Annotated in this window: 13 protein-coding genes; 7 read left to right on the forward strand and 6 right to left on the reverse strand. The window is 62.1% G+C overall.

Annotated elements, in window-relative coordinates; all coding sequences use genetic code 11:
• The 3 genes from AACR77_RS03330 to gyrB all read left to right on the forward strand — a co-directional run.
• The coding region (locus AACR77_RS03330; RefSeq protein WP_042879715.1) for a DNA polymerase III subunit beta at positions 1–468 on the forward strand (468 nt) is incomplete at its 5' end.
• A 2-nt stretch (positions 469–470) separates the two neighbouring features.
• Positions 471–1574, forward strand: coding sequence for a DNA replication/repair protein RecF (gene recF / locus AACR77_RS03335; RefSeq protein WP_010672287.1), 1104 nt, complete (start codon positions 471–473; stop codon positions 1572–1574).
• Positions 1571–3982, forward strand: a complete 2412-nt coding sequence (gene gyrB, locus AACR77_RS03340; RefSeq protein ID WP_042879717.1) for a DNA topoisomerase (ATP-hydrolyzing) subunit B — start codon at positions 1571–1573, stop codon at positions 3980–3982. The genes recF and gyrB overlap by 4 nt, the downstream gene beginning before the upstream one ends.
• Positions 3983–4081: 99 nt before the next feature.
• Here gyrB and AACR77_RS03345 read toward each other — a convergent pair whose 3' ends face one another.
• Both AACR77_RS03345 and AACR77_RS03350 read right to left on the reverse strand, forming a co-directional pair.
• Positions 4082–5047, reverse strand: coding sequence for a GlxA family transcriptional regulator (locus AACR77_RS03345; protein WP_042879720.1), 966 nt, complete (start codon positions 5045–5047; stop codon positions 4082–4084).
• Between the two features lie 85 nt (positions 5048–5132).
• On the reverse strand, positions 5133–5903 hold the full coding sequence (locus AACR77_RS03350) for an MBL fold metallo-hydrolase (RefSeq protein ID WP_042879722.1): 771 nt from the start codon (positions 5901–5903) through the stop codon (positions 5133–5135).
• A gap of 256 nt (positions 5904–6159) precedes the next feature.
• Here AACR77_RS03350 and AACR77_RS03355 point away from each other — a divergent pair, with 256 nt between their 5' ends.
• Both AACR77_RS03355 and AACR77_RS03360 read left to right on the forward strand, forming a co-directional pair.
• On the forward strand, positions 6160–6573 hold the full coding sequence (locus AACR77_RS03355; RefSeq protein ID WP_010672291.1) for an Hsp20 family protein: 414 nt from the start codon (positions 6160–6162) through the stop codon (positions 6571–6573).
• A gap of 92 nt (positions 6574–6665) precedes the next feature.
• Positions 6666–7106 carry an Hsp20 family protein gene (locus AACR77_RS03360; RefSeq protein WP_010672292.1) on the forward strand — a complete coding sequence of 147 codons (441 nt, stop codon included), beginning with the start codon at positions 6666–6668 and terminating at the stop codon, positions 7104–7106.
• A 73-nt stretch (positions 7107–7179) separates the two neighbouring features.
• Here AACR77_RS03360 and AACR77_RS03365 read toward each other — a convergent pair whose 3' ends face one another.
• On the reverse strand, positions 7180–8430 hold the full coding sequence (locus tag AACR77_RS03365; protein ID WP_042879724.1) for a valine--pyruvate transaminase: 1251 nt from the start codon (positions 8428–8430) through the stop codon (positions 7180–7182).
• A gap of 283 nt (positions 8431–8713) precedes the next feature.
• Between AACR77_RS03365 and AACR77_RS03370 the strand changes: the two genes are divergently transcribed.
• Complete coding sequence (locus tag AACR77_RS03370) at positions 8714–8947, forward strand: hypothetical protein (protein ID WP_041214189.1); 234 nt, start codon at positions 8714–8716, stop codon at positions 8945–8947.
• Here AACR77_RS03370 and AACR77_RS03375 read toward each other — a convergent pair.
• Positions 8877–9701, reverse strand: a complete 825-nt coding sequence (locus tag AACR77_RS03375) for an AraC family transcriptional regulator (protein ID WP_042879726.1) — start codon at positions 9699–9701, stop codon at positions 8877–8879. The two genes, AACR77_RS03370 and AACR77_RS03375, sit on opposite strands and share 71 nt — an antisense overlap.
• Positions 9702–9793: 92 nt before the next feature.
• Here AACR77_RS03375 and AACR77_RS03380 point away from each other — a divergent pair, with 92 nt between their 5' ends.
• Entirely contained in the window at positions 9794–10921 is a 1128-nt protein-coding gene (locus AACR77_RS03380; protein WP_042879728.1) for a multidrug effflux MFS transporter, read from the forward strand.
• Between the two features lie 4 nt (positions 10922–10925).
• Here AACR77_RS03380 and AACR77_RS03385 read toward each other — a convergent pair whose 3' ends face one another.
• Together AACR77_RS03385 and AACR77_RS03390 are read right to left on the reverse strand one after the other, a co-directional pair.
• Positions 10926–11609, reverse strand: coding sequence for a response regulator (locus tag AACR77_RS03385; RefSeq protein ID WP_042879730.1), 684 nt, complete (start codon positions 11607–11609; stop codon positions 10926–10928).
• Between the two features lie 38 nt (positions 11610–11647).
• On the reverse strand, positions 11648–12379 hold a 732-nt coding region (locus AACR77_RS03390), incomplete at its 5' end, for a sensor histidine kinase (RefSeq protein ID WP_042879732.1).

Consider the following 12379-nt stretch of genomic DNA (forward strand, 5'->3'; position numbering starts at 1 on the left):
AAGCCGGTACGGCTGCAAGTGGGCCGCAGCAACCTGCGTGCCGCCCTGGATGGCTTCATCTTCACCTCCAAGCTGGTGGATGGCCGTTTCCCGGACTGGCGCCGCGTCATCCCCCGGGGGAGTGACAAGGCCCTGATCGCCGGTCGCGAGGATCTGCGCCAGGCCTTTGCCCGTGCCGCCATCCTCTCCAACGAGAAATTCCGTGGGGTGCGTCTCAATCTGCAGGAAAACCTGCTGCGCATCACCGCCAACAACCCGGAACAGGAAGAAGCCGAAGAGCTGCTTGACGTACAATACGCCGCTGGCGAGATGGAGATCGGCTTCAACGTCTCCTATGTGCTGGACGTGTTGAATACGTTAAAATGTGACCAAATCCGGATCAGCCTGAGCGATTCCATCAGCAGCGCCATTATTGAGGATTTTGAGAACCAAGATGCCCAGTACGTGGTGATGCCGATGCGGATCTAGTCGTGTCCCTGGTCAAACTCCAGCTCAGCGACTTTCGCAACATTCAGCACGCCAGTCTCGCGCTGTCTCCCGGCCTCAATATCCTGGTCGGGAGCAACGGCAGCGGCAAGACCAGCGTGCTGGAAGCCATTCATTACCTTGGTCTCGGCCGCTCGTTTCGTACCCATTTGACCGGGCGGGTCATCCGCCAGGGCGAGCGGGCCTTTACCCTGTTTGCCCAGTGCGAGCTGGAGGGGCGTCAGGTGCCCATCGGGCTTGCCAAGGACAAGGGGGGCGAAACCCAGCTCAAGATCGCCGGTGCCCAGGCCCAGCGCCTGGCCGATTTGGCGGAGCTGTTGCCGGTACAGTTGATCCACCCCGATGGTTTCAGCCTGCTGACCGGTGGGCCCCAGGCTCGCCGGGCCTGGCTCGACTGGGGTGTTTTCCATCAGGAGCCGACCTTCTTCTCCCTCTGGGGGCGGGTGCGTCGGCTGTTGAAGCAGCGCAATGCCTTGCTGCGCCAGAGCACCCAGTATCGTCAACTGGCGTTCTGGGATCAGGAGCTGGTGCGACTGGGTGGCGAGCTGGCGGGTTTTCGCGCCAGTTATTGTCAGGCCATTACGCCCCTGATCAAGGAGATGACGGCAGATTTTCTGCCGGAGTTCGATATCAGTCTTGGATTCTATCGAGGCTGGGAAAAAGACACTCCCCTCGATGCATTACTGGAGGCGGGGTTCGAACGGGATCGTTCGCTGGGGTACACTGGGGTCGGTCCGCAGAAGGCGGACGTGCGGCTCAAGGCGAACGGCGTGCCCGCGCAAGATATTTTGTCCAGGGGTCAGCTGAAGTTGCTGGTCTGTGCCATGCGGCTGGCCCAAGGGCTCTATTTGAATCAACATAGCAGCCGCGGCTGTATTTTTTTAATTGATGATTTTGCCTCTGAACTGGATGTCGACAAACGTCGTCTGCTGGCCGCAAGGCTGAAGCAGTGCGCGTCCCAGGTGTTCATCACCGCCATCGATACCGGTCAGCTCGCAGACATGATGGATGCGAGTGACTGCAAGCTGTTCCACGTGGAACAAGGCAAGATCTCCGAAACGTTAGAGAAGGCAGAGAGTAAGCTATGAGTGAAAATACTTACGACTCCTCGAATATCAAGGTGCTCAAGGGCCTGGATGCGGTCCGCAAGCGCCCGGGGATGTATATCGGCGATACGGACGATGGATCGGGCCTGCACCACATGGTGTTCGAGGTCGTCGACAACTCCATCGACGAGGCTCTGGCTGGCTACTGCTCCGATATCCAGGTCAAGATCCATTCCGACGGCTCCGTCTCCGTGCGCGACAACGGTCGCGGCATTCCGGTGGACATCCACCCGGAAGAGGGCCGTTCCGCCGCTGAAGTCATCATGACCGTGCTGCACGCCGGCGGCAAATTCGATGACAACTCCTACAAGGTGTCCGGCGGTCTGCACGGTGTGGGCGTTTCCGTGGTGAACGCGCTTTCCGACAAGCTGTTGCTGACCATCCGCCGCAACGGTCATGTCTACGAGCAGACCTATCACCTGGGCGAGCCGCAGGCACCCCTCAAGCAGATTGGTGACAGCACTGGCACCGGGACCGAAGTTCGCTTCTGGCCGAGCCCGACCATCTTCAGCGACACCCTGTTCCACTACGAGATCCTGGCCAAGCGTCTGCGCGAGCTCTCCTTCCTCAACTCCGGCGTCTCCATCCGTCTGATGGACGAGCGTGATGGCCGCGAGGCGCACTTCTGCTACGAAGGGGGCATCAAGGCCTTCGTCGAGTACCTGAACCAGAACAAGACCCCGATCCACCCCAAGGTGTTCCACTTCACCACTGAGCAGGACGGCATCGGTGTCGAAGTCGCCATGCAGTGGAACGACGCCTATCAGGAAGGGGTCTACTGCTTCACCAACAACATTCCGCAGCGGGATGGTGGCACCCACCTGGTGGGCTTCCGTACCGCGCTGACCCGGACGCTGAACAACTACATGGACAAGGAGGACTACAGCAAGAAGGCCAAGTCCGCCGCCAGTGGTGACGACGTCCGTGAAGGTCTGATTGCCGTTATCTCCGTCAAGGTGCCTGACCCTAAGTTCTCCTCCCAGACCAAGGACAAGCTGGTCTCTTCCGAAGTGAAGACCGCCGTGGAACAGGCGATGGGTGAGAAGCTGGCGGACTTCCTGCTGGAAAACCCGGGCGACGCCAAGATCGTGGTCAACAAGATCATCGATGCGGCCCGTGCCCGTGAAGCGGCCCGCAAGGCCCGCGAACTGACCCGCCGCAAGGGCGCGCTGGATATCGCCGGTCTGCCCGGCAAGCTGGCGGACTGTCAGGAGAAAGACCCGGCGCTCTCCGAACTCTACATCGTGGAAGGGGACTCTGCTGGCGGCTCCGCCAAGCAGGGTCGCAACCGGAAGAACCAGGCCATCCTGCCCCTCAAGGGTAAAATCCTGAACGTGGAGAAGGCCCGTTTCGACAAGATGATCTCCTCCCAAGAGGTGGGCACCCTGATCACCGCTCTGGGCTGTGGCATCGGTCGCGACGAGTACAACCCGGACAAGCTGCGCTATCACAACATCATCATCATGACGGATGCGGACGTCGATGGTGCGCACATCCGTACCCTGCTGCTGACCTTCTTCTATCGTCAGATGCCGGAAATCATCGAGCGTGGCTATGTCTTCATCGCCCAGCCGCCGCTCTACAAGGTGAAGAAGGGCAAACAGGAGCAGTACCTGAAAGACGAAGACGCATTGTTGCAGTACCAGACCGCCATGGCGCTGGACGGTGCGACCCTGCACGTCAACGAGTCTGCCCCGGCCATCGGTGGCGAGGCGCTGGAGCGTCTGGTCAACCAGCATCGCGCCGTGACTCACCTCATCACCCGCATGTCCCGCCGCGCGCCGGAAGCCGTGCTGACCCAGCTGATCTATCAGCCTGAGTTGAACGAAACCCTGCTGGCCAGCGAGAGCGATCTGCAGACCTGGTGCCAGAGCATGGAAGCCGTGCTCAACGAGAGCAACCACGGCATCCAGTACCAGATGCAGGTACGCCGCGACGAGGAGCGCAGCCTGTTCGTGCCCCACGCCGTGGTACGCCAGCACGGGGTTGATCGCGAATACCCGCTCAGCTACGACTTCCTGCAATCCTCCGAGTACCGTCAGTTGGTCTCCCTGGGCAAGGAGATCGCCAACCTGATCGAGGAAGGCGGTTACATCAAGCGTGGCGAGAAGGTGAAGCCGGTCGCCAGCTTCGTTGAAGCGGTCGAGTGGCTGATGGGCGAAGGCAAGCGTGGCATCTACATCCAGCGCTATAAAGGGCTGGGGGAGATGAACCCGGAGCAGCTGTGGGAAACCACCATGGATCCGGAAGCCCGTCGCATGCTGCGCGTCACCATCGACGACGCGGTCGGCGCCGACCAGCTCTTCTCCACCCTGATGGGGGATGCCGTAGAGCCCCGTCGCGACTTCATCGAGACCAACGCCCTGCGGGTTGCCAACCTCGACGTCTAATCAGACGGTCCGACAACCATCAAAAGCCGCTCCTCGTGAGCGGCTTTTTGTTTTCTGGATGGAAGGGAGAGGGCGCGTTCCACGTGAAACATGAGGGACCTAGACTCTGTCACCGCGAAAGGTGCGGCGCCACTCCCGCGGCGACACTCCGAAGCGGGCGCGAAAGTGCTTGCGCAATATGGTGGCAGATCCGAGCCCCACCAGTTCGGCGATGCGTTCCACGGTGTGGGAGCTGGACTCCAGCAGCGTCTGGCTGCGGCGCAGACGCTCCGCCATCAGCCACTCCCCGAGGGAGAGACCGGTGGCGAGCTGGAAGCGGCGGCTAAAGGTGCGTCGGCTCATCATGCAATGTTCCGCCAGGCTGTCCAGGGTGTGGGGCGCGGCCAGGTGCAGGCGCAGGTGATCGAACAGCTGGTTGATCCTGGCATCCCGGGTGGAGGCGGGTACCGGCTGCTCGATGAACTGGGCCTGGCCACCCTCCCGGTGGGGAGGCACCACCAGCCGCCTGGCCAGCTTGTTGGCAATCTGGCTGCCGTGATGCTGGCGAACCAGATAGAGGCAGCAGTCCAGGCTGGCGGCGGTGCCAGCCGAGGTGATGAGCCCGTTGTCGTCGACGTAGAGGGCATTGGTATCGAGCCGCACCCGGGGGAAGCGCTGGACGAACTCCTGTTCAAATTCCCAATGGGTGGCTGCACCGCGCCCGTCCAGAAGGCCGGCATAGGCCAGCACATAGGTGCCGAGACAGAGCCCCACGATCTGGGCTCCCCTGATCCGGGCGGCAACCAGGGCATCGAGCAGGGGTTGGGCGGGGCGCTCGGCCGGATCGCGCCAGAAGGGGATGATGATGATATCCGCCTCCAGCAGGCCCTCCAGGCCATAGTCGGCCTCCATGCGAAAGCCCTGGGAGGAGGCGGGTTGCCGCGTGTCATCCCCGGCGCAGAGTCTCAGCTCGAACAACGACTGGCCCGGCATCATCTTGTCGCCAAAGATGAGGCAGGGCACCGAGCAGTGAAAGGGGCTGAAGCGATCGAAGGTGATGACGGCGACGATAAGGGGACGGGGCATGGTGGCAGACTCCTTTGCACTCGGATCCCCATCATACGGGGCAGCAACAGAAAGCCGAAGGGCCATGTGGTGCCGGGCCTCTCGCTCAGAGCACCATGGTGTCGCCATCCTCGGGCACCCTTACCCGGGCGGCCATCCCCTGGCTGTCCAGGTAGTCGCGCAGCTCCCGCCGGGACAGCAGGGCATGATTGACCGCCTCCATGTGGCTGGCGATCAGGGTGGCCTGCGGGGCGGCCTGATAGACGGCGGCCACATCCTCCTTGCCCATGATGATGGCGCCCAGACCCGTCACCCGGGCATCACCGCAGTTGAGGACGACGACCTCGGGTTGGTGCCGGTGCAGCGCTTGTTCAACCTGGGCATTCCAGACGGTGTCGCCGGCCAGATAGAGGGTCTTTTCGGCGGGATGGGAGAAGACCACTCCGCTGACCTCGCCAAGGCGATCCCCCAGCAGGGCCATGATGGTATCGCTGCCGTGTCGGCCTTCCGTCTGTTGCAGGCGGATGCCGGCGAACTCGCCGACCTCGCCCAGCAGGCGCACATCCTCGAAGCCGCATCCCCTCATGGTGTCGGCATCTTTCTGATGCTGCACGAACAGGGGAAGGTGCTTGGGGATCTTCGCTTTCGCGACATCGTCCCAGTGATCCAGATGGTCATGGGTGACGATCACCGCATCCACCTCCAGCAGGGTCGCCATGGGCAGCGGCAGCTCGACCAGGGGGTTGCGAAGATGGCTGTTGGCCATGCCTTCGAAGCCGGGGTAGCTCCCCTTGGGGGCCAGCATGGGGTCGATGAGGAAGCGGGTTCCTGCGTAGTGGATGAGCAGGGTGGCGTTGCGAACCTGGGTAATCTTCATGGCGTGCTCCGGTTTCTCGTTGGGGACACGGCCAGTATGGAGGGATGAGGGACGGATCATGAGTGGCCCGCAGGCCTATTATCGATCTAATCGGGCCATTCTTGATGGCCTGCATTTCTTTTGTTTTTACCCCTTGAAAGCCAAATGCTGGCCCCTATATAGATAACAAGGCCGGAACGCTCGACAGAGGTTTCGACCAGGCGCCCGTCCATCAGGAGGGCAAACAATCCGTTATCGCTCACAAGAGGGTAATACTATGCGTTCTATCGACTTTTCTCCGCTCTATCGTTCTGCCATCGGCTTCGATCGTCTGGCCACTCTCATCGAATCTGCGGCCAGCAATGGCAATGCCGGCTATCCCCCCTACAACATCGAGCAGCTGGGTGACAGCGACTACCGCATCAGCATGGCGGTGGCGGGCTTTACCCAGGAAGAGCTGGAGCTGAGCTTCCAGGAAAATCTGCTGACGGTGAAGGGCAGCAAGCAGGCCGACACCGAGCGCAACTACCTCTACCAAGGCATTGCCGAACGCGGCTTCGAGCGTCGCTTCCAGCTGGCCGACTATGTGCGGGTGAAGGGGGCCGACCTGAAGAACGGTCTGCTGCACATCGACCTGGTGCGCGAAGTGCCCGAGGCGATGAAGCCCCGCAAGATCGAGATCAACGGCTGACAGCCTGACCTCGTTGCATTGCTGATGTTTCCCGGGTGCCGATGGCGGGCCCGTGGAGAGTAAACCCTGTTGCTTTATAGAAGGATAGGATCATGCGTAACCTCGATTTTTCTCATCTCTATTCCAATGCCGTCGGCTTCGAGCGGATGGCCCGCGAGCTGGAAGGCCTGTTCGATCAGAAGACCTCGGCCTACCCCCCGTACAACATCGAAAAGCGGGATCACGACAGCTACCTCATCACGGTTGCCGTGGCCGGTTTCGATCGCAATGAGCTGGAGCTGGAGACCGAAAATGGCACCCTCAAGGTGAAGGGGCGCAAGGTCGCCACCATGGGCGAGCGCCAATTCCTCCATCAGGGGATCGCCGAGCGGGACTTCGAGCTCGCCTTCAAGCTGAGCCAGCACGTGGAAGTGCAGGGGGCCAGGCTGGAGCACGGTCTGCTGACCATAGAGCTGGCCCGGGAGCTGCCGGAAGCGCTCAAGCCCCGTGCCATCCCCATCGGCAAACCCGATCAGCTGGCACTGCCCGGTTAAACAACATCGCTGACCACCTGATAGAAAAGAGGCCTGCATCTGCAGGCCTCTTTTTTTCATGCCGAAGGGGGAATCAACCGGCGTAGAGGGCGTTGATCTCGTTGGCCAGGATGGCGATGCCGCGACGCACCAGATCTTCGCTCTGGGCATAGTTGAGGCGGATGCACTCCTGGCTGTGGCGCCACTCGGGATCGTCGATGCCGGGGAAGAAGTAGTGGCCGGGCACGATCAGCAGGTTCTTCGCCTTCAGTCGCTCATACAGCTCCTGGCAGTGGATCGGCAGGTCTTCGAACCAGAGCCAGAGGAAGAGGGCTCCCTCCGGCTTGTGGATGTGGAAGCGCGGATCCGGAATGGCCTCGCGCAGCAGCTGGACCGCGAAGGTGGCTTTCTGCTGGTAGAAGGGTTTCACCACCTGTTCGCTCAGGGTGATGATGTCACCGCTCTCGATCATCGGAATGGTGATGGCCGGACCCAGGCTGCCCGGCGCCAGATTGATGATGCCGCTCAGGTTGGTGATGGCCCGGATGATCTTCTCGTCGGCGATGACGATGCCGCAACGGGTGCCCGGCAGGCCGAGCTTGGAGAGGCTCATGCAGAGGATGGTGTTGGCGTTCCAGAACGGCTTGGCGTCGCTGAAGATGATGCCGGGGAAGGGCACGCCGTAGGCATTGTCGATGAGCAGCGGGATCCCCTTGTCACGGGCGATCTGATCGAGGTGCTCGATCTCCTCGTCGGTGAGCACGTTGCCGGTGGGGTTGGTCGGCCGGGAGACACAGATCACCCCGATGTCGTCGCCCACCTGCAGGCTCTCGAAATCCACGTGGTATTTGAACTGGCCGTCGGGCAGCTTCTCGATGGTGGGCTTGTAGGCGACGAAATGATCGTCCGAGAGGGCCGAGTCGGCATAGCCGATGTATTCGGGGGCCAGGGGGAACAGCACCTTCTTCTTGCGACCGTCGGCGAACTCGCCGGCCAGCAGGTTGAACAGATAGAAGAAGGCGTTCTGGCTGCCATTGGTCAGGGCGATGTTGCGGGCGGAGATTTCCCAGCCCAGCTCCTTGCTGAGCAGGGTCGCCAGCGCCTTGGTGAACCTGTCTTTGCCCTGGGGGCCATCGTAGTTGGCCATGGCCTTGATCAGTTCGCCGTTGTCGAGCAGGGTGTTGGCCTCGGCCTGAAAGCGTTCCAGCATGGCGGGGATGGGGGCCGGATTGCCGCCTCCCAGCATGATGGCGTCGGGATTCAGCAGCCCTTGATTGAGGTCGTCCATGAGTTGGGTAATACCGGCGTGGCGAGTGAACTTCTCGCCGAACAAGGAGAATTCCATTCGGTGGCAAATCCAGAGTCAGTTAAGGGGGGAGCTAGCACCATAGCTCACTTCAAAAGCGGGTGTCGATCAAAAAAACGGGGCGTTTCACGTGGAACAGGGTTGCCATGATGGAGGTGGTAAAAAAAACCATTTATAGGTTTTAAAATAACCAACATTCGATTCAGGAAGGGGGGTGGCAGCATCAAAAAATCATTTATATCAATAAAATCATGCTGTTATAAATCTGGCACAACTATTGGAATAGTTATGTGGTCATCTCAACCACACCGGAGCACGCCAGATGAAGATCCTGATCGCTACCCTGATTGCCAGCAGCCTGAGCCTGAATGCCATGGCCGCCGAGAACCCCAGACCCGAGCTGGACAGCGCCGCCCTGCAGCAGGAGATGCTGGCCTTGCAGCAGCAGGCCTCCCATGACGTGGTGGCAGAGGCCATCCACAACCTCAAGCCGCTGGCCCTGGAGACCCTGGTGGTGGAGGCGAGTTCGGCCGATGCGACCCACCCCGAGAGTTGAGGTAGCGCAAGGGGGTCTGCCCCGTGTGCTGCCTGAAGAAGGCGATGAAGGCGCTGTCGCTGGCGAACTCCAGCGCAGCGGCCACCCGGCTGATGGGCTCGGCTTCGGCCAGCAGTTCCATGGCCCGCAGCAGTCGCCACTGCTGGCGCCAGGCCTGGTAGCTCATACCGGTCTCCCGCATGAAGATGCGGCCTATGGTCTTGTCACTGGCACCCACCCGCTCAGCCAGCCGGTTGAGCCGATCGGGCAGGGTGTCACCCCGCTTTATCTCCTGCAGCCAGCCGGTCAGACGCCCGTCTGACGGCAGCGGCAACTGCCAGGATTCTCGCGGCGCTTGCGCCAGCTCTTCTTTCAATAATGCCAGTGTGCAGGTTTGCTCTGCTTCCGGCTTGTCCCAGGGCCAGAGCGCCATCCGCTCGATGATCTCCCGCAGCAGCGGGTTGACCGCCAGCACCGCCATCTCGTTTGGCAACTCGGGCTCCGGCTGGAAGTAGAGGGAGCGATAGGCCACAACTCCGCGCATCAACACCCGGTGGGGCAGACCCGCTGGCAACCAGGCCGCTCGCGTCGGCGGCAGCAGGCAGACCTGATCGTCCAGCTCTATGGTCATGCAGCCTGCCTGGGCGAACAGCAGCTGGTGGCGCTGGTGCTGATGGCGGCCGGAGTTGTGCCAGCCGAGGGCGGCGGCAATACCGATGGCGCTGCCGTCGTGCTGGTCCGGATCAAAGGGGTGATCGGGAAGAATAAAGGCCATGTGTCCGATTCTTGCTGTTTATAGTCCGCCTTATTGTAATCGGACAAGTTATCCCTCTCTAGAATGGCGACCTCTTGTGAAGGAGGTGTGTCATGAACAACAGGTTGCCACCGCGCTGGCTGGTGGTCGGATTGATGATGTTTCCCCAGATAGTGGAGACCATCTACAGCCCGGTGCTGACCCATATCGCCACTGAGTTTCGGGTGAGCGAGGGGCAGGCGTCCCAGACCCTGTCGGTCTATTTTCTGGCGTTTGCGGCGGGCGTGGTCTGCTGGGGCAGGTTGTGCGATCTCATCGGGCGGCGTCCCGCCATGCTGGCGGGGCTGCTGACCTATGGCGCCGGCACCCTGCTGGCGTTGCTGGCCACTCAATTTGAAACCCTGCTGCTGGCCCGGGTCATCGCGGCCTTCGGCGCCGCCGTGGGTTCCGTGGTGACCCAGACCATGCTGCGCGACAGCTATCAGGGCAGCGATCTGGCGCGGGTCTTTTCGGTGATGGGCATCGCGCTCTCCCTGAGCCCGGTGCTGGGGCTGGTGAGCGGTGGCCTGCTGGCTGATGGCTTGGGTTATCTCGGGGTATTCGGCGCCCTGCTGGTATTGGCAGTTGGATTGCTGCTGGTCACTTGCTGGCAACTGCCGGAAACCCGCCCGGCCATCACCCAGAGGGTCGCACTCTGGCCGCTGGCCTGCCGGATGGTGCGTGATACCGGCTTGTGGCGCAGCGCCGCCCTGGTGGCGCTGTTCAACACCATGCTGTTCGGCTACTACAGCCTGGCGCCGTTTCTGTTTGCCGGTCTGGGGCTGAGCGCGGGGGAATTTGGTTACTCCGGCATCGTGCTGGCGCTGGCGACCCTGGGGGGCAGCCTGCTCAACAAGTGCCTGCTGGGCCGTGGCTGGTCGCCTGCCTCGCTGATCCGGCTCGCCGCCGTGCTGGCGTCGGGTTCGAGTTGGCTGGTGTGGGCCAGTCAGGCATCGCTCTGGTTTCTGCTGCCCATGACGGGAGTGGTGGTGGCGTTCGGGCTGGCTATCCCCAATGTGCTGAGCCAGGCGCTGCTGGCCTATCGGGAGGTGGCGGGCAGTGCCGGGGCCCTGTTCGGGCTCGGTTACTACCTGCTGCTCAGCCTGGGGTTGGCGGTTGCAGCCAGCTTGCAGGATCTCGGGCTGCTGCTCGGTGGTTGCGGTCTGCTGGCCTTGTGCTGCGGTTGGCGTCGTTCCACGTGAAACATCAGCTGCCGATAAAACGGTAGCCGATGCCGGCTTCAGTTTCGATCAGGGTGGGTTGCTGGGGGTTATCTCCCAGCTTCTTGCGCAGGCTGGCGATGACGATGCGCAGGTAGTGGGTATCTTCCTTGTGGCTCGGTCCCCAGATGTCGATGAGCAGCTGGGTCTGTTGTACCAGCTTGCCGGGGTGGCACACCAGCGCCTGCAACAGGGCGAACTCCTTGCGGGAGAGGGGGATCTCCTCGCCCTGCAGGGTGACTTTGTGGCTGCTGCTGTCCAGGGTCAGGCCACACTGGGGGAAGTGTCGACACTCGCCGCTGGTGGCGCCGACTCGCTGGCGCAGCAGCACCCGGATACGGGCCATCATCTCCCCGACGCCGAACGGCTTGCTCATGTAGTCGTTGGCCCCCGCATCCAGCAGCCGCACCTTCTCCTGCTCGGAGTCCCGCGCCGAGAGCACCAGCACGGGATTGGCGTGGTGCTCGCGGATGGCGTGCAGGATTTGGATGCCATCACCGTCCGGCAGGCCCAGATCCAGGATCACCAGGTCGGGGTTGAGGTGGCGATACTGCGCCATCCCCTCGGTGACGCCGACCGCCTCACTCACCTGATGTCCTTCGGCGATCAGGCTGATCCGCAAAAAACGGCGGATGGCCGCCTCGTCGTCGATGACCAGTATGTGAGCCATTCAGCCTCCCGTTTGCTGATTGAAAAGGGCGGCGACCATCAGGCCGCCGGTGCGTTGAGGGCCAGCGGCAGGGAGATGCGCATGCAGGTGCCGTTGCCGTTGGGGCCGGCGAATGCCCAGATGCGGCCGCCGTGGACCTCTATCATAGCGCGGGAAATGGCGAGGCCAAGCCCGGTGCCGCGGCTGCCGCAGTCGCCGACCGGCTGGGTGTAGAACAGATTGAAGATCTTGTCCCGATCCGACTCGGCGATGCCGACACCGATATCGATGATGTCGATGATGAGGTCGGGATCCGCCAGCATCACCTTGAACTCGATGGGGGTGCCGGCCGGTGAGTAGCGGGAGGCGTTGTCGAGGATGTTGACCAGCACCTGCTCGATCAGGGCGCCGTGCACATAGAGCCGGGGGATCTGCTGATCGAAGTGCACCAGCAGCTTGTGCTGGCGCCAGGAGGAGTCGAGCCGGCGGCGGGCGCTCTCCACCAGGTCCGCCAGGTCGACCCAGTCCCGTTTCAACTGGAAGTCCGGTGAACCGATGCGGGTCATGTCCAGCAGGTTTTGCACATAGCCGTGCAGGCGGCGCGCCTCGTCCTGCACCGAGTGCAGCAGTTCGATGCGGTCCTCCGCACTTATCCGGTCCCCGTATTCCAGCAGGGTGCTGCCGGCCCCCATGATGGTGGCCAGCGGCGTCTTCAGGTCGTGGGAGACCGAGGAGAGCAGGGCGGCGCGCATCCGGTCGGTCTCCGCCTGCAACTGGCTGTCCGCCAGCCG

Origin of the sequence: Aeromonas sp. ZOR0002 (assembly GCF_963866995.1) — a bacterium.
In the GTDB taxonomy this organism is placed as follows: domain Bacteria; phylum Pseudomonadota; class Gammaproteobacteria; order Enterobacterales; family Aeromonadaceae; genus Aeromonas; species Aeromonas caviae.